We start from the raw sequence: 17,631 nt of genomic DNA, 5'->3' as shown, positions 1-17,631 counted from the left end.
CTTAGCCCACAACACGGGAGATTGGCCAATCCCCCAGCGCCACGCCGGATCCCCCACGAATCACCGGTGGGCGAATCACCGGTGGGCGACCAGAGCCGGGGCCGCGATGATCGCATCACACTCCCCCACCACTCCTCGACGGGCCTGCGCCAGCCAGAAGGCCTGCGACTTCGCCCCCCAGTAGTCAGCTCCCCGGTCGTAGACGGTGCGTTCCTCGGCCAGTTCTGCCTGCGAGGGGCTCTGCGCCGCCCGGAGCATGCCCGAAGCCATGCATTCAACTTGCAGGGACTGGCGTCGGTTCATGACCTGCGTGTCATCATCAACGCCCATGAGCAGGACCCAGTGTCCTTCCGGGAGCCGCACCTGGTGCTGCAGGGTCGCCGCCGTCATCCTGCCCAAGGTCATCGCGATGGTCGAAGACTCCCACAGCCCCACCCCGAATCGGCGATGCAGGTAGAAGGTGCCGACGCCCGGGTCCCAGGTGACCGTGTGCTCGTCGGAGCAGGCTTGCGTCCCACGCCACTGGGCCAGGCCGCAGTGCCGCAGGTCAATGGGCTTGACGTGCTCAGTGCCGTGGGCCTCCAGCCATGGGCGCCACGCATCCAACAGGCAGTTCACGTAGACCTCCGAATGCCGCTCGATCGCGGCGAAGGTGGTTGGCGCCGCCACCGGAGCCACACAACGGTGGTTGGGGAATCGGGTTGACTTCAGGGCCAGAGCCAGCTGCTGACTGGCCACATCGACGCCGGAGTAGTCCACTTCTGGCGACCCCTTGCCGTCGTCATCCCCGAAGTCCAGTGTCTGGAAGCTGGGTCGGTATGGCGTCGGTGCGGAGGCTCCTGCCCCCACTTGGCCCCGGGAGTTCCCAGCGCCCTCCGGTGACCGTTGACCGGGCGGAGCCGCCCGCTGCGCCACGAGGCCCAGTGCGGCACAGCCGGCCAGCACCAGGGTGACCACCACGATTCGTCCACGCAGGGTGCTCCTCATCCGTCCGCGCCGTGTGCTGCCGCTCATTCCTGACTCCGGTACATGAGCAAGGCGTCGCTGGCCAGGTGGGCATTGCAGTCCCCAACCCTGTTGCGCGCGGCCTGCTGGGTCCAGAAGCGCTGACTGGTCCGGTCCCAGTGGACGTCGTCACTGCGGTAGAGCCTCTCGAGGGCCTTGCGCTGCACCATGTCGCCACCCTGCGACTGGGCCACGATCCCGACGGACATGCACTCCACCTGCAGTTCGGAGCGTCGCGAGAGGCGCTTGGGGTCCGGATCCGCAACGCCCATCAGGAGGACGAGTTCGCCACCCGCCCGGGGACGCAGCTGGAACTGCAGGCAGTGGGACAGCTCGTGGGCAATGACCATCTCGAGGTCGAAGGAGTCGTAGCGCGGCGGGCGGGCACGGCTGGCCAGGTGGATCACGTTGTCCTGCCCGGCCCGGCCGAAGAAGGTGTCCGGCTCCGAGCAGCCATCACCACCCGCATGCTCAGGGCGACCGCAGTGCTGCACTACCGGTGTTTGCAAGGCTGCCGCGCCATGTGTCATGGCCCATTGCTGCCACGGATTCATCAGGCACTCGACGTAGCGCTCGGCCTGGCCTTCCAACTCATCCACATCCGCAGACGGCGTGCCCAGTGAGCAGGTGTGGGCTGGGAACGGGGCCTGGTAGAGCTGACGCGCCAGCTCCAGTGACGCCGTATCGACGCCGCTCAGATCCCGCACGGAATTCTTGGTGCCCACCTGCCAGGTGCCCAGTGGCAGCTGCTGGAAGCTGGGCACGAACAGCGCGGTCGCATCGGGCTGGGGCGGTTCGGGCGAGTTGGACCGCGTAGGCGTGGACTGCCCAGAGGTTGACGCTGAGCCCTTCGGAACCGGAGCGGGTTGTGGCCACGGCACGGCGACCGCCACGAGGACCAGCAGCACGAGACCGGTCAGGAGGAGTACCTCATGCCTCTTCATGCCCGCCCCACCTCCAGCGTCGCCACGCCCCATTCTCCCTCGCGCGCGGAGCCTGGGGCGATGCCCTGTTCCACGGCGACACGAGTGTCATTCAGATCAACGTCTGGTCATCCTCTGCCGCCGGAAGCGCTGGCCGCGATGCCGCCAGATCGTCGAACTTCTGCTTCATGGTCGGATTCTTGCGGGTCAACTTCTTGATCGTGACGTCCTGCGCCTTGTTGTTGGCCAGTCGTAGGTTGTTGTCGGCCCCCAGGAGGTTCTCCTTGGTCTTCTGCAGAGCGGCAATGGACTTGTCGATCTGGTCGATGGCCGTCGTGAACTTGCGGGAAGCCAATTCGTAGTTGCGGGCAAAGCCCGTCTTGAAGGTCTCCAGGTCATTCTCGAAGTTGGTGATGTCAATGTTCTGGGCCTTCACCAGCTCCAGCTCCTGCTTGTAGGCCAGGGAGTTCTGGGCGGCATTGCGCAGCAACGTGATCATCGGGATGAAGAACTGCGGACGGATCACGTACATCTTCGGGAAGCGGTGCGACATGTCGACGATGCCACTGTTGTAGAGCTCGTTGTCCAGCTCCAGCATCGAGACGAGAATGGCGTACTCGCAGCCCTTCTCGTTGCGGTCCTTGTCCAGTTCCTTGAGGAAGTCCTCATTGCGGTGCTTCGTCGCGGTGGTCTCGTTCTCGTTCTTCATCTCGAACATGATCGAGACCGACTCGACGCCATGGTCATCAAGATCCCGGAAGATGTAGTCGCCCTTACTGCCGGTGCGGGCGTCATTGTCCTTCTCGAAGTAGGCGCGCGGGAAGGCGGTGTGGCGCAGCCGATTGAACTCGATCTCGCAGTGTTGTTCCAGAGTCTCACCCACCATCTTGGTGGACAGCCGCGCCTTCATGTCCCGCAGCCGTTCGATGGCCTCGTCGCGCTCCTTCAACTGGGCGTCGTAGCGCTCCTTCATGCTGCGTTCTGCCAGTTCCTTCTCGAACTTCGAACGATCGAGGTCATTGCGCAACTGGTCGCGTTCCTTCTCCACCGCCTGAACCGCCTGGGTGATCGCGAGTTCAGCCTTGGTCCCCGACGCCTGCAGCTCGGCCCGCAGTTCCTGCACCTCAGACTGCTTCTGTGACCTGAGCTCCTGGACCTGCGACTCGAGCTGGGCGCGCACAGCCTGCAGTTCCGCCGCCGCCCTGGACTGCTCCGCCTGCAGCGCAGCGTCGAACTCCGCCTTGGAGACCTTGGCGGTGGCCTCGAGCTGTTGCCTCGCCGCGGCGAGTTCCGCGGCGACGGCCGCCTTCTCCTCCTCCACCTTCGCGAGGGCCTGCGCCACCGCCAGGTCGCGTTCGGATCGGCGTTGCTCCTCGGCCAGCTCCAGCCGCTGTGCGACGGCCTTCTCGAACTCCTTGTCGCGTACCTGCTGCAGGATGTGGGCGTAGCCAGCCTCGTCGATGGTGAATGCCGTGTGGCACTGGGGGCAGACGACCTCATTCATGATGCGCTCCTCGAATTCTGCGGGGGATGGTCACCAACACATCGAAGGCTAGACGGCGCCACTGACAGTTCTGCAATGTCTCGCAAAGGTGCGATACCTCCAGAGAGTCAGGGCGCGGGATTCAGGAGCGTGAGTCGCAGTCCGGTCGAGGGGTGATCTCGTCCGGGTTCTGGAAACCCAACCGAGGGCCGCCACCGAACTGCAGATAGATCTGTTGCGATTCAAGTGCACCACCCGGTTCAAGCGCCGTCGACACATAGGCACCCCCGATCGTGGGCGCGGGGACGTAGAACAGTCCCTGGGTGAGGTCCGGCACAGAACCGCCCCGCCCCAGCCACTCCATGAAGTGCCGATTCTCCAGGGCTCGCTCCTGGAAGTCCCGGTCACCGAGACTGCCCAGGACGGCCCGGGGATCCTCAGGCCTGTTGTGGGACACCAGGTCCAACACACCAAGGCGCCATTTCACACAGATGAACGCCTGGGCGGGGCCATGCCAGAAGATGGTGTCATCGAGGGCCGTGTTCATCAACGCAACCGCCCCCTCATCTGGGTCGAGGACGCCGTCGGGTGAGATGCGCTGGGGATCGAGCACCCGCAGGTAGCCATCTCCCACGAATCCCTCACCATGAACCCGCCACATGTCCAGGACGGCGTCAGGAACTCGGCCACGGAAGCGGGCGATGGTCTCCTCAGGCATCGCACGAGTGGTCTGGAAGCGCTCGAAAACGGCCCCACCCTGACCTGGGCCACCCACCACGGGCTTGACCAACTCTGGCTGATAGGCCTCGGACACCGACTTGCGTCGCCGACTGAACAATCCCATGGGGGACCCTCCCTGTTGGACGTTTCCTCAACGCTATGACGTCCCGGGGGCGGAGCGACGAGCGCGCTCATCCTCTTCAGTCGTTGCCCAGCGTCATGCGTCGTGTCGGGTCTTGCCAAGCCCGGACAGAGCCAGGCAACTTCACGTACCGTTGGTCCATGCAGAGCGGGATCATCGGCGCGGTCGCTTTGACCGTTCTCGCTGGCCTGGCCACGGCTCTGGGCGGACTGGTCGTCATCGGGCGGCGGGAGGTTTCCACTCGCCTGCTGGCCTCGGGGCTGGGGCTTTCAGCCGGCGTGATGATCTACATCTCCTTCATGGAATTGCTGCCCACCGGCATCGAACACCTGGGCGGTGGCGCCTGGGGGGTCCTGTGGTTCTTCGCCGGGATCGGCCTGATCCTGCTGATCGACCGTTTCGTACCCGAATCTGTCAACCCGCACGAGCCATCCGGTCTGCCCGGATCCAATGACCCTGAACTCGCACGCCGCGGTGCTCTCATGCGCACGGGTCTGGTCACCGCGGTGGTGATCACCCTGCACAACCTGCCGGAGGGCTTCGCAACACTCGTCACGAGCCTGGAGGACTTCCGCGCCGGTGCAATGATCGCGGTCGCCATCGCCATCCACAACATCCCCGAGGGGATCGCGGTCTCGGTGCCGATCTATGCGGCCACCGGATCGCGAGCGAAGGCCTTCTGGTATGCGGCAGGATCTGGACTCTCGGAGCCGCTGGGCGCCATTGTGCTGTACCTGCTGTTGGCTCCCTTCATCACTCCCGCGCTGCTCGGCGCCTGCCTGTGCGCCGTGGCGGGTGTGATGGTCTTCGTCAGCCTCGACGAGCTCCTGCCCTCGGCCCAGAAGTTCGGCGAGCACCACGCAGCCATCTACGGCCTGGTGGCCGGAATGGCCGTGATGGCCGTCTCGCTCGAGCTGCTGTCCTGAACCGCCCTCAAACCCCGAGGCACCATGGTTGGCATGGAATCGCTGTTCGGTGACGAACCCTGCCGGCCCACCGTCGCCCTGCCGCCCGGCGCGCACCACGTGCCAGGCTTCCTGACGCTCGAACAACAGCGCTGGCTCGTCGACCGCTTCCACGCATGGGGCCGCGGGCCGGTCCCTCCCCGCTATCCGCGGGTCGGTGGTCACCCGATGAGTGTGCAGAGTGTCTGCTTGGGCTGGCACTGGACACCGGGACGACTGACGCGAGAGGCCATCGACCAGAACGGCGAGCGGGTGCCGCCTGTCCCGGACTGGATGGTGCGTCTGGGACAACGCGCACTGCTCGCGGCCGACGGCTACGAGGAGCTGGCGTCGGCCTATCAACCTGATTGCGCCCTGGTGAACTACTACGACGACGACGCCCGGATGGGCATGCACCAGGACAAGGACGAACGCTCCCCTGCCCCGGTGGTGTCCATCTCCATCGGGAACAGCTGCCGTTTCCGCTTTGGGAACACCGAAACCCGCAACAAGCCCTGGGTTGACCTGGAACTGCGTTCGGGTGACCTGTTCGTCTTCGGTGGCCCCTCACGAATGGCCTTCCACGGGGTGACCAAGGTGATCCCCGGCACCGCCCCCGCCGGATGCGGTCTGACGACGGGACGCGTCAACATCACACTGCGCGTCACGGGTCTGGCCTGACGCGATGGCATGACGAGCTAGGGTCTGGGCATGTCAGAGCTGCCCATCGACGACTCCGGCACGCGTGCCGAACTGGAGGCGAAGGCCACGGAGCTGCGCACCCAGATCGCTGACCTGACCCGTCCGCCCGAAGGTGGGGCCACCATCGGCTTCGGGAAGCGGATCGGAGAGGGCACCACCCAGGCGATCCAGCAGATGGCCGACGCGTCCACCGCGCAGACCCTCGCCGAGGTTCTCGACCAAGTGGAGCGTGCCCTGACGAAGATGGACTCGGGCACGTACGGGCTCTGCGACGAGTGCGGCACACCCATCGGAGACGCTCGGCTCGAGTTCCGCCCCTGGTCCGTACGCTGTGTGGACCACGCCGACGGGTGAAGACATGAGTGTGTCGCCCATCACACCGCCAGGTGCACGATGACCCCGGCTGCGCGGAACTCCTCCAACGCAGACTCCGGTGCATCCGGTGTCGTCACCAGATCATCCAGGTCATCCATGGTGCCGAACCGGAAGCTCGAGGTGCGGACCAACTTGTCCCCGGTGGCGGCCAGCACCACCCGGGCTGACGCCTGGACGATCGACTTCTTGATCTGCGCATCCTCGTGGGTTGTGACCGTCAACCCGTGCACAGGGCTGGCCGAGCAGGCCCCCATGATCGCGACGTCGGCGCGAAAGCCGTCCAGAGCCGCCACGGCAGCCGCTCCCCCACATCGCAGGCTGACAGGTGTGACCGGACCGCCCGGAGTGACAAGGGTGGGCGCGTCGGACTCACCGAGGGCCACGGCTGTACGCAGGGACAGGCACATAGCGGTGATGGGCCTGCCGACGAGCGCTTCGGCGACGGCAACCATGGTGGATCCGTTGTCGAGGACCACGGACATGTCATCGGCAATGATGGTCGCCACGACCTGGGCGATGGCGGCCTTCTGTTCGGCATTCTCTGCGGAGCGCAGACTGTAGGGCAGCGGCCGGCCGCGCAGGTCGATCGCCACCGCGCCGCCGTGAACCCGTTTCAACAGCCCCTGGCCCTCCAGGTCTGCGAGGTCGCGGCGGATGGTGATGGGCGAGACACCGGTCAGGGAGGCGAGGGAATCCACGGACCAATAGTGCGGCCACTGCTCAGACCAGCGCCTCCAGCGCCCTGACCCCCGCCACGGGTCCGGGCGACGAGACGAAGGCCGCACGCATCCGGGCAACGCCGGCCTGGAGGTCCGCCTCGGTCCGAGCCCGCTCGGCCGCCACCCGGACCGACTCCACGGTGAACTCCGCCCTGGGCAGCACCAGCCCGGCCTCGAGGGCCTCCAACCGGTGTGCGTTGAAGAACTGGTCGGCACCCATCGGCGTCAGCACCGGCACGACGCCCAGCCCGACGGCGTCGGTTGCCGTCCCGAATCCGCCGTGGGTGAAGCACACATCGGCCTGCTCCAGGACCATGGTCTGTGGCACGAACGGACGCAGGATCACGTTCTGCGGCACGACACCAACCTCACTGACCCGCGCCTGGCTGCCGGTGGTCATCACCACGAGGGCATCGGAGCCGTCGAAGGCGTCCGCGATGGTCCGGAAGAAGGGCACCCACGAGTTGAAGACCGTGCCGAGCGTGGCATAGATCACCGGCCCATCGTGGTCCCGCACCCGATCCATCGGGAAGCTCGGGTCCTCGCGGCGCTGGGTGGGGCGGGGGCCCAGGTACAAGCCGTCGAAGTCCTCCGCGAAGGGCTGGTAGTCACGTGCCGCGACGGTCATGTTCAACGATCGGGACCGGGGACCCAGCAGCTCGATGATGTCGCCCTGCGCCCTGCCGAAGACGCCGCGGCCCGCCACCTGTCCGGCCACCCGACGCAGTGCCGGGGTGCCCAGCACGCGACGCGCGGGTTGAGGCATCGTCGTGCAGATCTGGGCGAAGTAGCCCGCCGTGCGGTCGTTCTGGAAGAAGACCGGCAGGTGTAGGGCGACGGGCCGGTCGAGCGCCCGCTCCACCTCGTCGAGCCGAGGTTGCATGCCGGCTCCGATGAGGGCGTCATAGCGGTTCCCGAGCCGGATCATGGCGGCGGTCATGTCGTCGAAGATGCGGCGACCCTGACTGGCCAAGGACCAGGGCGACGTCAAGGGCCCCTCCAGCTGGAAGGCGTACGGCACCAGGGTGGCACCCGCCGCCTCCACCGCCCCACGGAAGTGTTCGCTCAGCAGGACATCGACGTCGTGACCGGCAGCGGTCAGCTCCGCCACCAGGGGCAGGACGGGGTTGACCAGCCCGAAGGCGGGGATGCCGGAGACCAGGAATTTCGCCATGACGTCAGGCTACGGGCATCCCCAGCCGTTGGTCCCCCGCGGGGGCTCGCTGGCCGGCGTCAGCTGGGCCGGGTCATCTCCTCGGGAACCACCCACTGGTCGAACTGCTCCGCGGTCAACAGATCCAGCTCCAGGGCCGCCTCCTTCAGCGTGCTGCCGTCGTGGTGGGCCTTCTTGGCGATCTTGGCGGCGGCGTCGTAGCCGATGTGCCGATTCAGGGCGGTGACCAGCATCAGATTGCTCTGCAGGTGCTCGGCGATCACGTCGCGGTTGGGTTCAATGCCGACGGCGCAGTGGTCATTGAAGCTCACGCAGGCGTCGCCCAACAGCTGGATGGACTCCAGCACGGACCAGGCCATGACGGGCTTGAAGACGTTGAGCTGGAAATTGCCCTGACTGCCGGAGAAGGCGACCGTCGCGTCATTGCCGAAGACCTTGGCCGCCACCATGGTCAACGCCTCGCTCTGGGTGGGGTTCACCTTGCCCGGCATGATCGAGCTGCCCGGCTCGTTCTCCGGGATCAGCAGTTCACCAATCCCCTCACGCGGGCCCGAGGCATACCAGCGCACGTCGTTGGCGATCTTCATCAACGCCCCCGCCAGGGTACGAAGGCTCGCCGAGACACCCACCAGGGCATCGTGGGCACTCAGTGCGGCAAACAGGTTCTCGGCCTGATGGAAGTCCAGACCCGTCTCCTCGCTGATGTACCTGGCCGTGAAGGCGCCAAAGTCCGGGTGGGCGTTCAGCCCGGTACCGACGGCGGTTCCACCGATCGCCAGACCGCGGGCCTGCTCATCGGCGTGACGCACCGCAACCAGAGCCTCGTCGATCTGCGCCACCCAACCGCCGACGACCTGGCCGAGCCGTACCGGGGTGGCGTCCTGCAGGTGGGTCCGACCCACCATCACCACGTCGTCAAAGCGTTCGGCCAGCTCGGCGAGAGTGTCGCGCAGCTTGGTGACGCCGGGATACAAGGTCTCCTGCAGTTCGCTGACCACCGCGATGTACATGGCCGTGGGGAAGGTGTCATTGCTGGACTGGCCGCGGTTGACGTGGTCATTGGGATGCACGGGCACCTTGGACCCCATCTGACCACCCGCGAGTTCGATGGCCCGGTTGCCGATCACTTCATTGGCATTCATGTTCGACTGGGTGCCGGAGCCCGTCTGGAAGACGACGAGCGGGAACTCGGCGTCGAGATCGCCCCGGATCACCTCGTCGGCAGCACGGACGATGAGGTCCGCCACGTCGTCGGGCAACTCCCCCAGCTCCGCATTGGCCCGGGCAGCGGACTTCTTCAGCACGCCCAATGCCCGGATCAGGGCGCGAGGCAGGACGAAGGTCGGGCGACCGATGTCGAAGTGGTGCAGGCTGCGCTCGGTCTGGGCGCCCCAGTAGTGATCGGCAGGCACCTCAATGGTGCCCATGCTGTCGGTCTCGTGACGGGTGTTCATCATCGCTCCTTCGTGGTGACGTCCTCATCTGGACAGCGTCCCGGGAGCGCAGGACATTCCCGGCGAGCTCCCGTCAGCTGCGAGTCAGCTCGTCGATGATCTCCGCCAGCCTGAGCGGCGCACTCACCATGGGCCAGTGTCCGGAATCGATGTCCACGTATTCGAGGTGCGCGACCTTTTGGAGCTCCGGCACGCCGTTCTCGATCCACGCCTTGGCATCCTCCGGGGGGAACTCCGGGCAGATCTCGGTGACAGGAACGTCGAAGCGTGCCTCGTCGGAGTAGTGCACCACGACGAGGGCTGTTTCCCCGGCGAGGGAATCGATGGCCGCCAGCACCGCGTCGATCTGGTCGTCGAGCGTCGCATCAGTTCCGTCTCCCTGCCCCGGCAGGGCCAGCGCCACGGGTTCGTGACCCTTCCCACGCACGTGGGTGACCACCTCATCCCAGATGGATGCGTCCAGCCACAGGCCGGGAATCAGGATGATGTGCATGGACTCTCCTCGAGCTGCGCTGCTTGCCTGGTGGTGCTGAATCGTGCGGACGTGCTCACTGGACAGGTTCCCACGGTGTGACGAAGTCATTGCCCGGCAGACCCTCGCTCGCCAGCCACAGTTCGGCGGCCCGTGCGCCGTCGATCTCCTCGCGGATGATGTCGGCGTGACCCGCGTGGCGGGCAAATTCCTCCACATGGTGAACGTACAGGTAGCGCAGCTTCGCCGGCCGGGCCGCGTCCAGCTGCACCTCGAGGAAGTTGCACAAGGTGGTCCGTTCGTCGTCGATCTGGGGCAGGTACATGGCATTCCTTGGGTCGTCGGGCGCTGATGACCTGACTCAACCAGCCCATGCGGACAGTTCTTGTCCGCAGCGGCCGCCATGATGGGGCCATGAGCCAGACCACCCACCGCGTGCTGCGTCTGCTCGACCTCCTGGAGTCCCGCACCTCGTGGCAGGCCGCAGACCTGGCCGCGCGGCTGGGAGTCACCGAACGCACCGTTCGACGCGATGTGACGCGCCTGCGCGAGCTCGGCTACCCCGTGGAGGCCGACCGCGGTCTGGATGGGGGCTACCGGCTCGGCGCCGGCCGCCGGCTGCCACCCCTCATGTTGGACGACGACGAGGCGGTGGCACTGGTGGCATGTCTGCGGATGGCGGCGCTCACTGGACAGGACTCGGTGGGTGAAGCCGGGTTGAGGGCGCTCACCAAGCTCGATCAGGTCCTTCCTCCCCGGCTCCGTGCTCTGGCCGGTGCCCTGCATGAGGCGACGCGGAGTCTGCCCCGCACGCGTCCGGCGGTCGACTGGCAGGTGCTCTCACATCTGGCCGTCGCGCAACGCGACCATGCCCTGGTGCGCTTCCGCTACCAACGTCCCGACGGAACTCTCACCGAGCGCGAGGTGGAACCGGCGCGCCTCATGACTCAGGGCGAACACTGGTACCTGCAGGCCTTCGATCGGCTCAGGGATGACTGGCGGGTCTTCCGACTGGACCGGATGAGCGATGTGGCCGTGACCACCTGGACCTTCCAGCCACGGGAGCCTCCCTCCGAGGACTGCCATCGCGACATCCCCAGCCGCTACCCGTGCGTCGCCTGGGTCGAGCTCGCGGTGGACGCCGACCGACTGGCCTGGCAGCGGCCCCCGGCTGGGCAGGTCACTCCGAGACCTGAGGGGCTCAGCCTCCGTCGGGCACCGCGCCGGGATTGCAGCGAGCGGCCACGGTGGCGGGATAGCCGACGTCGGGGCGCGCCGGCTCCAGGAACCAGGCCTCCTTCGTCGCAGCGAAGGCCACGTGGCACACGAACTGGTCCCGCATGCCCGGGCTGTCCGCCTCCGGGACGGTGTTCAGTACCTCCGTCCACAGGGCCTGCTGGGCCGCCGATGTGGACCACATCCGCACGGAATCGGCCGGTTCGATCCGCAGTGACTTCTCGTCCCCACGCTGAACCCACCGGGCGGTGAGCAGCGGGCGGGACTCTCGAACGGAGACGGCCCCAGCGGGCATGCTCACGAGCAGGTCGCCGGCTGACACCTCGGCACGGCTGCCCTCGGGCAAGGAGATACGCGAGGCGAGACCGTCCTCCCGGACGATGAACCAGCCACCCGGCGCCTGCTCGACGGAAACCAAACCACCCCCGGTCAGCTGCTGTACGGCAGCAAGGCCCGGGCTGGTGAACTGCCAGAACCGTCCACCTGCCGGCCCGGAGCCGGTCACCTCGACGGGAGGTCGACTGGGTGTTGGAGTGCTGCTGGGTGTTGGAGTGCTGCTCGGTGTTGGCGTGGCGCTGGGGCTCGACGTGCTGGATTCCACGGACCGGGCACAGCCCGCGATGCCGAACAGGGCCGCCAGCGCCACCAGCGCCGCGCCCCGCGCGAGCACCCGGTGGTCACGCGCTCGGCCAGCGAGCTTTCGACTGCTCTTCACCCTGACATCCAACCCGATCGTCGGCCAGCGGTGAAGCTCCGTTCAAACCCAGATTGCCAGGCAGAAGGGATGGCCTGCCGGGTCCAGCAGCACGATCCACTTGCCCTCGGAGCCCTCGGGCTGGGGCTCGGCCAGCGTCGCCCCCAGCGAGATGGCCCGGTCACCCGACGGTCTCGGGGCCACAGACCAGCAGTCCCCGCCCCTGGAGCCACATCACCTCGACGCACCCATCGTGTGCTATGTCCACGGCACCCGTCATGGTCGCGTCCCAGCGACAGACCAGGAACTCCTGCAGCTGCTCTGGCGCTCGTCGTGGGCGGTAGGCGCCCGGCGCCAGCTCGGCGGTCGAGTCACCCGTCGACATGATCAGTCCCCGCCGCTGCTAACGTGCCCATTCATGCACTCAGACAACCACACGTCGATCTACGACGTTGACATCGTGCACGTTCACGCAAGCAGCGAGGCGATCAGTCGCGGTGGGACGGTGCAACGACTGGGGCACACGCTCCTGTTCACCCCGTCGGGCATCGGATGGCCCTTCATGGTCCACATCCACCACGACGACGCAACCGTGGAACTGCCGTTCGGGGCGCGCCTGGGAGTCGGAGCCGACAGCATCGCAGGGCAGCCCCTTCTGGACGTGATCCGCGCCATCCTCGATGGAAGGGCGGAGGTATGGATCACCGCCGAGGATGGCCGGCTGCCCAGCGCGCACGCCATTCGGGTGTCCTGGGGCGCCAACGGCATCGCGGCTGGAGCGGTGGGCACCGGAGTACGCATCGTCGCGCCCGGTTGGACTGCGGCTCAGAACTGACCGCCTCCGTGCGGTGCACATCGGCTCCGCCCGCAATGCCCCACAACAGCCACAGCGGACGAGGACCCCGTCATCGCTGCCGTCACAACATGGCGGGCGCACCGGTGAGTCCCCGGGCTCACGAGGGCGATTCAGTTGCCTGGCATGACTCGAACCTGCCCACAGGTCGAAGTCTCCGGACATCCCGGGGCGATTCACCATGCCGTCCTGAGGTCACTGCGGCCAGCTCACCTCGCCAGCCCGGCCGCATCGAACTCCTGCTGCAGCCGCGGACGACGGCGATGGACCTCGCGCAACTCACGAACGACGGCATCGAAATCATCGCCTTGACCAGCGGCGACGGCGAACCGCCGGGCGCGAACCAGGAGACTCGCCGCGACACGGTAGTGCCGCGCACCCGTCTCACGGAGCTCATCGTCGGCCAGCCGGACCAAGACAGGCACAGCCTCTTCGGGGTGGGAAGGGCCCCTCGCCTCAGCCAGCTCGCCCCACAAGCCAGCGCCCACCAGGTCCGCGTGCTCGTGGGCCACCTGCCACGCGGAATCCACATCAGCCAGCTGACGCAACAGGAAGGCCACGGCCTCCCACGGGCGCCTCTTGAGGCGTCCAACCACCTGCTGCTGCAGTCCCGGCCATCTGTCGCCCGCGGCTGCGTGCACCTGCGCCGCGGTGCTCTGGTTCGGCCATCGCTCAAACAGCTCCAGGCTGGAGGGCAACACCTCGCCGGGGCGGTGTTCTGCCAGCAAGTCCAGCCACAATCTGCCTGCCCGAAGGGCCTGGTGCTCGGGCGGCATCAAGGCCGCCCGCCGGGCCCAGTCAATGGCCCGCTCCACGTCCGCGATCTCAACGAATGCCTCAGCCGTCTCCAGCGCCCACGCCGAAACCGACCCGTCCCTGGCGTGAGTGGCGATGATCGCCTCCACATCACGATCCAGCACGGCGAGCCGGCGGGCATTGTGCTCCAGCACGAACCGTTCATGCGAGTAGCCGTCGCGAGCCTGCGCACACCCAGCCAGGTCGGACTGTCGTCGGGCCAGTTCCGCGCGGTAACGCGCGATGCCCGCTTCCCCCAGCACCGGCGCGTAGGCCACCGGATCCAAGGTGAAAAAGTCGCACTCCTCGTCGAATTGGAACTTGATCATCCACGCCACCAGCCGTCCCGGCGACACCTTGGCCGCCGTTGCCGTCACCGGATGCAGCGCAATCAGACGCTGACAGGCATCCCCGATGATGCCGGCCGAATCATCGGCACGCATGATGATCCGCAACGACGACATCAACGCCCGCTGACACACGTCATGGACCACCGAAGCATCCACGACTCCCACCGCCCCCTCAAGGATGTCAACCGCCTCATGCATCTGGTAGCCGTGCTCATTGGCCGCCCGATACCGATGCAGGTCACCACTCGAGCGGATCAAGGGCAAGACCTCGTCGGCCAGCTCGCTTCGCATGCATCCATCCTGCCACCAACGACATTCATGGCACACCCCTGGCAATTCGCCCTGCACCACAGGGTCACGAAACCTCGCTCACACCCATCAATATGCATCCAGACCCCTACAAGGTAGTCTTTTGCATACAGGAGGTGTGATGTGAAGACGACAGGTGTCCCGGCCGCCCTGGCCGCTGCCCCGCTGCGCACAGTGCGCCCCGTGATGTTGCGCGACCTGTACGCCAACCCAGAGAAGGAGCTCCTACGCCTGCAACGCGCCGGACGTGTCGTGCGCATCGCCCCAGGCACCTACACCGTCAAACCCGACGACATCGACCCTGACATGCCCTGGCGACCCAACCCCGAGGAAGCGGCAATGGCCTACGCCACAGCCCAGTATGGCGACCGAATCCCCGTCCTGTATGGCATCGGCGCCGCCCGCTTCCACCACGCCATCCCCCGAGCCATCGCCACCACAGTCATCGCCGTCCCGCAGCAGCACCGGCCCGTCGTCCTCACCGACCAGACAAGGGTGACGTTCACCACCACCGACGTCGACGCACTCGACGCCCGGCTAGAGACCGGCCGTCTGGGCGCCTTCCTCGTCACCACCCCCGAACAGACCTTTGTCGACCTGATCGCCCGACCCCAGCTTGGGGGCCTGTCCAACGAAGCCACCGCAGCCGTCAAGGCCTTGGCTGCGCACGTCGACCCCGAAACCGCGTTGGGTATCGCGAACCCACGAGCGAGAACCCTCGCCCGGGCTGTCGAGGAGGCACTGCCATGACCACCCCAGAACACGACCACACCCCTCCTGCTCGGCGCTCCCCCAGAGTGACACGGCAACCAGCCACCGCCGGGCCGCACAAGCTCTCGGACGCGGATGCGCGTCGCCAGATGGAGCACTACGGCGTTCCCCGCGAGTCGATCGAGCACGACTTCGTCATCTCACATGTCCTGGCGGCCATCGCTCCCCTGCGCGACCAGTTCGTCTTCTACGGCGGAACTGCACTCAGTCGCACGATCCTTGATGGCCTGCGTCTCAGCGAAGACATCGACCTACTCTCCATCGGACCCCGCCCAGCCGCGGCCCAGGCACTGGACGGCGCGATCCGCACACGACTGGCCCGAACCTTCGGCCGCATCACGGCAGAACCCTCCCTCACCACGGCGAAGCGAGACACCGACCCCTGCATCTACCGGATCGGGAACACCGCGCTGCGGATCCAGCTCATCGATGGACGCAACTACATTCCGCTTCCCCACTGCACCACCCTGGTCCATCAGCACTACCACGGCCTGCCAAACATCGAGCGCAACACCCTCACCCCAGAAGGATTCGTGGTGGCCAAGACCATGGCCTGGAGTGACACCACCCGCAACGCACCCCGCGACCTCTACGACCTGTGGGCTTAATGTGCCATTGCAATCAAAACGCTGAAGCCCTAATATATGTAGTTCGTCATAGATAGCCGAGCTCGGCTGACGTGGTAGCGAGGGGATGCCTTCGCTGCGGTATTCGCCCAGGCAGCAGCCGGGCTGACCAGTGTCACTTCGGATCTTCCCTAGTGCTCGACAGATGTAGGTATCACCCATGAGTTTCACCAAGTTCTCCGCTGCCGGCATGGCTGCCCTCGCCCTGACCCTCGGATCGGTCTCCACCATGGCCGTGCAGAGCACGCCGTCCATCGCCGCACCCACCCCGAACCCCGATCCGAAGGTCAACCCGTCGACCATCAACGCGGATGGCACCTTCGAGCTCAACATCACCAAGTACCTCGGCGGCACCACAGGCAACACCAATGACGGCACCCAGCAGACCATCGCGGGCCGCGACCTGCTGCAGGGCGTCCCGTTCGACATCTACCAGGTGGGCGGCGTCGACCTGACCACCAACGAGGGTTGGACCGCGGCCACCGCCCTGCAGGGCCACACCATCACTGCCGCGGAGATCTCCGCCGGACAGATCGTCGTGGGCGGCGTCACCTACCCGCTCACCAAGGTGTCCACCGTCACCACCGACGCCAATGGCAATGCTGTCTACGACGGCCCCGCCGGGCTCTACCTGATGAACGAGAACCTCGCGGGCGCCACGGTCACCAATGTGACCACCGGCACCGTGATCCCGGTCAGCAGCATCACCCCCACGCTGCCGGCCCTGGCCACCCTCCCGATGACCAACCCCACCGACACCAGCCAGTGGATGGACACCGTCTACGTGTACCCGAAGAATGCCTCGGACACGATCACCAAGGCCGTCGACGACAAGCAGACCGTCACCGGTGACCAGACCACCACCGCCGTCGCGGACAAGGTGGCCACCTTCACCCTGACCGGCACCATCACCCCCAGCCTCACCGGAACCCAGATGGGCTCCTACGTGATGATCGACCAGCTCGATCCCCGCCTGGCCTACAAGAGCGTCGACTCCGTCACGGTCGGCGGAACCGCCCTGACGCAGGGCACGGACTACACCGTCTCCGTCGTCGACGCCGACGGCACCGCCGGTGGCGAGTACGTCCAGATCATCATGTCGCCCTCCGGCCTGGACAAGCTGTCCGCCGCCAAGGCCGCCGACACCGCCGCCACCGTCGAGGCCAAGCTGAGCACCACCATCCTGGTGGAGGGTGACGGCACCATCCAGAACACCGCCAGCCTGCTGCCCAACCAGACCGCGGTGGACCAGGTGCCCGGCCAGACCCCCGGCACCCCCTACACCCCGCCGACGACCCCGCCCACCGAGGTGCCCGGCACCCCCTCGGACCCGACCGTCAGCAAGTACGGCGACCTGACCCTGACCAAGAAGGACGGCAAGGACGGCTCCCTGCTGGCCGGCGCACAGTTCAGCCTGTTCAGCGCCCTGCGTTCCACCGTCGGCGCCACCGCCACCGACCAGCAGGTCTGCGACGCGGCCACCGTCGACCCGGCCAATGCCATCATGACCGGCATCACCACCGACGCCAGCGGCACCGTCACCGCCAAGGGCCTGCAGCAGTCCGACTGGTACGACAATGCCCAGCAGACCGACACCATCGTCTACTGCCTGGTGGAGACCAAGGCGCCGAGCGGCTACAACCTGCTGGCCAAGTCCGTGCCCTTCACCATCACCCAGGTCTCGTCGACCGGTGCCACCCTGCTGACGGTCAACAACGAGAAGACCAACCTGGCGAACAGCCTGCCGCTGACCGGCGGGACCGGCGCGGCTGCGCTCGGCATCGGCGGCGTGCTGCTGCTGGGCGCCGGCATGACCCTGGTCGTCGCCAAGAAGCGTCGTGACGCCGCCGAGGGCGTCGAGGCCTGATCCACCCCAAGGGAGGG

General features: G+C 66.7%; 20 protein-coding genes and 1 pseudogene. 8 read left to right on the top strand and 13 right to left on the bottom strand.

The window, feature by feature from the left end; translation table 11 throughout:
- Nucleotides 1-75: 75 nt before the first annotated feature.
- The 4 genes from ACTQ49_RS11995 to ACTQ49_RS11980 form a co-directional block, all read right to left on the bottom strand.
- The gene (locus tag ACTQ49_RS11995; protein ID WP_441828074.1) at nt 76-1,014 is read right to left on the bottom strand and encodes a hypothetical protein; all 939 of its coding nucleotides are present in this window, start codon (nt 1,012-1,014) and stop codon (nt 76-78) included.
- Nucleotides 1,011-1,949, bottom strand: a complete 939-nt coding sequence (locus ACTQ49_RS11990) for a hypothetical protein (RefSeq protein ID WP_441828073.1) — start codon at nt 1,947-1,949, stop codon at nt 1,011-1,013. Before ACTQ49_RS11990 ends, ACTQ49_RS11995 begins: the two co-directional genes overlap by 4 nt.
- Before the next feature lie 91 nt (nt 1,950-2,040).
- Nucleotides 2,041-3,432 (bottom strand): DUF2130 domain-containing protein, encoded by a 1,392-nt coding sequence (locus ACTQ49_RS11985; RefSeq protein ID WP_441828072.1) that lies wholly within the window; start codon nt 3,430-3,432, stop codon nt 2,041-2,043.
- Nucleotides 3,433-3,553: 121 nt separating this feature from the next.
- Nucleotides 3,554-4,255 carry a GAD-like domain-containing protein gene (locus ACTQ49_RS11980; RefSeq protein ID WP_441828071.1) on the bottom strand — a complete coding sequence of 234 codons (702 nt, stop codon included), beginning with the start codon at nt 4,253-4,255 and terminating at the stop codon, nt 3,554-3,556.
- 158 nt (nt 4,256-4,413) lie between these two features.
- On the opposite strand from ACTQ49_RS11980, the gene zupT reads away from it, so the two are divergent.
- From zupT to ACTQ49_RS11965, 3 genes are read left to right on the top strand one after another with little or no spacing between them, the layout of a single operon-like run.
- Nucleotides 4,414-5,199 (top strand): zinc transporter ZupT, encoded by a 786-nt coding sequence (gene zupT / locus ACTQ49_RS11975; RefSeq protein WP_441828070.1) that lies wholly within the window; start codon nt 4,414-4,416, stop codon nt 5,197-5,199.
- Nucleotides 5,200-5,232: 33 nt separating this feature from the next.
- Nucleotides 5,233-5,898 (top strand): alpha-ketoglutarate-dependent dioxygenase AlkB family protein, encoded by a 666-nt coding sequence (locus ACTQ49_RS11970; protein WP_441828069.1) that lies wholly within the window; start codon nt 5,233-5,235, stop codon nt 5,896-5,898.
- 30 nt (nt 5,899-5,928) lie between these two features.
- Nucleotides 5,929-6,273, top strand: coding sequence for a TraR/DksA family transcriptional regulator (locus ACTQ49_RS11965; protein ID WP_441828068.1), 345 nt, complete (start codon nt 5,929-5,931; stop codon nt 6,271-6,273).
- A 20-nt stretch (nt 6,274-6,293) separates the two neighbouring features.
- Here ACTQ49_RS11965 and ACTQ49_RS11960 read toward each other — a convergent pair whose 3' ends face one another.
- The 5 genes from ACTQ49_RS11960 to ACTQ49_RS11940 form a co-directional block, all read right to left on the bottom strand.
- On the bottom strand, nt 6,294-6,992 hold the full coding sequence (locus tag ACTQ49_RS11960; protein WP_441828067.1) for a DeoR/GlpR family DNA-binding transcription regulator: 699 nt from the start codon (nt 6,990-6,992) through the stop codon (nt 6,294-6,296).
- A gap of 22 nt (nt 6,993-7,014) precedes the next feature.
- A complete protein-coding gene (locus tag ACTQ49_RS11955; protein ID WP_441828066.1) occupies nt 7,015-8,187 on the bottom strand; it encodes a nucleotide disphospho-sugar-binding domain-containing protein in 1,173 nt (390 codons plus the stop codon).
- A gap of 59 nt (nt 8,188-8,246) precedes the next feature.
- Complete coding sequence (fumC, locus tag ACTQ49_RS11950; protein WP_441828065.1) at nt 8,247-9,644, bottom strand: class II fumarate hydratase; 1,398 nt, start codon at nt 9,642-9,644, stop codon at nt 8,247-8,249.
- A 70-nt stretch (nt 9,645-9,714) separates the two neighbouring features.
- Nucleotides 9,715-10,134 (bottom strand): alpha/beta fold hydrolase, encoded by a 420-nt coding sequence (locus tag ACTQ49_RS11945; RefSeq protein ID WP_441828064.1) that lies wholly within the window; start codon nt 10,132-10,134, stop codon nt 9,715-9,717.
- Between the two features lie 55 nt (nt 10,135-10,189).
- Nucleotides 10,190-10,438 (bottom strand): mycothiol transferase, encoded by a 249-nt coding sequence (locus ACTQ49_RS11940; RefSeq protein ID WP_441828063.1) that lies wholly within the window; start codon nt 10,436-10,438, stop codon nt 10,190-10,192.
- A 47-nt stretch (nt 10,439-10,485) separates the two neighbouring features.
- On the opposite strand from ACTQ49_RS11940, the pseudogene ACTQ49_RS11935 reads away from it, so the two are divergent.
- A pseudogene (locus tag ACTQ49_RS11935) lies at nt 10,486-11,139 on the top strand (helix-turn-helix transcriptional regulator); the annotation flags it as partial.
- Between the two features lie 175 nt (nt 11,140-11,314).
- Here the strand turns inward: ACTQ49_RS11935 and ACTQ49_RS11930 are convergent.
- Genes ACTQ49_RS11930 through ACTQ49_RS11920 form a run of 3 tightly spaced genes read right to left on the bottom strand, consistent with a single transcriptional unit; the run spans nt 11,315 to nt 12,428 of the window.
- Nucleotides 11,315-12,064 (bottom strand): DUF2599 domain-containing protein, encoded by a 750-nt coding sequence (locus ACTQ49_RS11930; RefSeq protein ID WP_441828062.1) that lies wholly within the window; start codon nt 12,062-12,064, stop codon nt 11,315-11,317.
- Nucleotides 12,065-12,106: 42 nt separating this feature from the next.
- Nucleotides 12,107-12,247 (bottom strand): VOC family protein, encoded by a 141-nt coding sequence (locus ACTQ49_RS11925; protein ID WP_441828061.1) that lies wholly within the window; start codon nt 12,245-12,247, stop codon nt 12,107-12,109.
- Complete coding sequence (locus ACTQ49_RS11920; protein ID WP_441828060.1) at nt 12,225-12,428, bottom strand: hypothetical protein; 204 nt, start codon at nt 12,426-12,428, stop codon at nt 12,225-12,227. The genes ACTQ49_RS11925 and ACTQ49_RS11920 overlap by 23 nt, the downstream gene beginning before the upstream one ends.
- Before the next feature lie 33 nt (nt 12,429-12,461).
- Here ACTQ49_RS11920 and ACTQ49_RS11915 point away from each other — a divergent pair, with 33 nt between their 5' ends.
- Nucleotides 12,462-12,878 carry a hypothetical protein gene (locus tag ACTQ49_RS11915; RefSeq protein WP_441828059.1) on the top strand — a complete coding sequence of 139 codons (417 nt, stop codon included), beginning with the start codon at nt 12,462-12,464 and terminating at the stop codon, nt 12,876-12,878.
- 227 nt (nt 12,879-13,105) lie between these two features.
- Here the strand turns inward: ACTQ49_RS11915 and ACTQ49_RS11910 are convergent, their stop codons facing one another.
- Entirely contained in the window at nt 13,106-14,332 is a 1,227-nt protein-coding gene (locus ACTQ49_RS11910) for a hypothetical protein (RefSeq protein ID WP_441828058.1), read from the bottom strand.
- 141 nt (nt 14,333-14,473) lie between these two features.
- Here ACTQ49_RS11910 and ACTQ49_RS11905 point away from each other — a divergent pair, with 141 nt between their 5' ends.
- The 3 genes from ACTQ49_RS11905 to ACTQ49_RS11895 all read left to right on the top strand — a co-directional run bounded on the left by ACTQ49_RS11905 (nt 14,474) and on the right by ACTQ49_RS11895 (nt 17,614).
- Complete coding sequence (locus ACTQ49_RS11905) at nt 14,474-15,100, top strand: type IV toxin-antitoxin system AbiEi family antitoxin domain-containing protein (RefSeq protein WP_441828046.1); 627 nt, start codon at nt 14,474-14,476, stop codon at nt 15,098-15,100.
- Nucleotides 15,097-15,729 (top strand): nucleotidyl transferase AbiEii/AbiGii toxin family protein, encoded by a 633-nt coding sequence (locus ACTQ49_RS11900; protein WP_441828057.1) that lies wholly within the window; start codon nt 15,097-15,099, stop codon nt 15,727-15,729. Before ACTQ49_RS11905 ends, ACTQ49_RS11900 begins: the two co-directional genes overlap by 4 nt.
- Nucleotides 15,730-15,907: 178 nt before the next feature.
- Entirely contained in the window at nt 15,908-17,614 is a 1,707-nt protein-coding gene (locus ACTQ49_RS11895) for a SpaH/EbpB family LPXTG-anchored major pilin (RefSeq protein WP_441828056.1), read from the top strand.
- The last annotated feature ends 17 nt before the right edge of the window (nt 17,615-17,631 follow it).

It is taken from the genome of Luteococcus sp. Sow4_B9 (assembly GCF_052116585.1).
Classification (GTDB): Bacteria; Actinomycetota; Actinomycetes; order Propionibacteriales; family Propionibacteriaceae; genus Luteococcus.
This window is presented reverse-complemented; position numbering and strand designations above follow the sequence as displayed.